The 1,819-nt window shown below is 58.1% G+C and carries 1 protein-coding gene and 1 pseudogene; both read left to right on the forward strand.

What is annotated here, in order from left to right:
* Positions 1 to 4: 4 nt before the first annotated feature.
* Entirely contained in the window at positions 5 to 679 is a 675-nt protein-coding gene (locus ACIONG_RS30445; protein WP_103306792.1) for an NADH-quinone oxidoreductase subunit B family protein, read from the forward strand.
* A gap of 73 nt (positions 680 to 752) precedes the next feature.
* Positions 753 to 1,819, forward strand: a pseudogene (locus ACIONG_RS30450) (NADH-quinone oxidoreductase subunit C); the annotation flags it as partial.

Genomic DNA, 1,819 nt, shown 5'->3' on the forward strand with positions numbered 1-1,819 from the left:
GGCAATGCAATACAATCTCACCAGAATCGACCCCGATGCTCCTAACGAGCAGTATCCGATTGGCGAACGGGAAACCGTTTCCGATCCGTTAGAGGATCAAGTTCACAAAAACATTTTCATGGGCAAGCTGGAAGACGTGCTGAACGGTGCGGTCAACTGGGGACGTAAAAACTCCCTGTGGCCGTACAACTTCGGCTTGTCGTGCTGCTACGTGGAAATGACCACCGCCTTCACGGCGCCCCACGACATCGCGCGCTTTGGCGCCGAAGTCATCCGGGCATCACCGCGTCAGGCCGACTTCATGGTTATCGCCGGTACCTGCTTCATCAAGATGGCGCCGATCATTCAGCGTCTCTACGAGCAAATGCTCGAACCGAAATGGGTTATCTCCATGGGTTCGTGCGCCAACTCCGGTGGCATGTACGACATCTACTCTGTGGTTCAAGGGGTGGACAAGTTCTTGCCCGTGGACGTCTACGTACCTGGCTGCCCGCCCCGTCCAGAAGCATTTCTGCAAGGCTTGATGCTGTTGCAGGAATCGATTGGCCAGGAGCGTCGCCCACTGTCCTGGGTCGTTGGTGATCAAGGCGTTTATCGCGCCGACATGCCTTCGCAGAAAGAACAGCGCCGCGAACAGCGAATCGCAGTCACAAACCTGCGCAGCCCTGACGAAGTCTGATCCAGATCTGTTCTTACAAAGAAACGAGAAGCTGGCTTCATTCTTTACGTTGACCGAAAGCGAAAAAATAACCATGACTACAGGCAGCGCTCTGTACATCCCGCCTTATAAGGCAGACGACCAGGATGTGGTCGTTGAATTGAACAACCGTTTTGGCGCCGAAGCGTTCACCGCTCAGTCGACCCGCACCGGTATGCCGGTACTGTGGGTCGCTCGCGCCAGGCTCGTTGAAGTCCTGACTTTCCTGCGCAACCTGCCCAAGCCGTACGTCATGCTCTATGACCTGCACGGCGTGGACGAGCGTCTGCGCACCAAGCGTCAAGGGCTGCCATCGGACGCCGAGTTCACCGTGTTCTATCACCTCATGTCGCTTGAGCGTAATAGTGACGTGATGATCAAGGTCGCCTTGTCCGAGAGCGACCTGAGCTTGCCGACCGTGACCGGTATCTGGCCGAACGCCAACTGGTACGAGCGTGAAGTCTGGGACATGTTCGGCATCGACTTCAAAGGCCACCCGCACCTGTCGCGCATCATGATGCCGCCGACCTGGGAAGGTCACCCGCTGCGCAAGGACTTCCCGGCGCGCGCCACCGAATTCGATCCGTACAGCCTCAACCTAGCCAAGCAACAGCTTGAGGAAGAAGCCGCGCGCTTCCGTCCTGAAGACTGGGGCATGAAGCGCTCCGGGGCCAACGAGGACTACATGTTCCTCAACCTGGGCCCGAACCACCCTTCGGCTCACGGTGCGTTCCGTATCATCCTGCAACTGGACGGCGAAGAAATCGTCGACTGCGTCCCGGACATCGGTTACCACCACCGTGGTGCCGAGAAAATGGCCGAACGTCAGTCCTGGCACAGCTTCATCCCGTACACCGACCGTATCGACTACCTCGGCGGCGTGATGAACAACCTGCCATACGTGCTCTCGGTCGAGAAGCTGGCCGGCATCAAGGTGCCCGAGAAAGTCGACGTCATCCGCATCATGATGGCCGAGTTCTTCCGGATCACCAGCCACCTGCTGTTCCGGGGACTTACAACCAGGACGTCGGCGCCATGACCCCGGTGTTCTTCACCTTCACCGACCGCCAGAAGGCGTACACGGTGATCGAAGCCATTACCGGTTTCCGTCTGCACCCGGCC

Origin of the sequence: Pseudomonas sp. NPDC087817 (genome assembly GCF_044742875.1) — a bacterium.
Taxonomy (GTDB): domain Bacteria; phylum Pseudomonadota; class Gammaproteobacteria; order Pseudomonadales; family Pseudomonadaceae; genus Aquipseudomonas.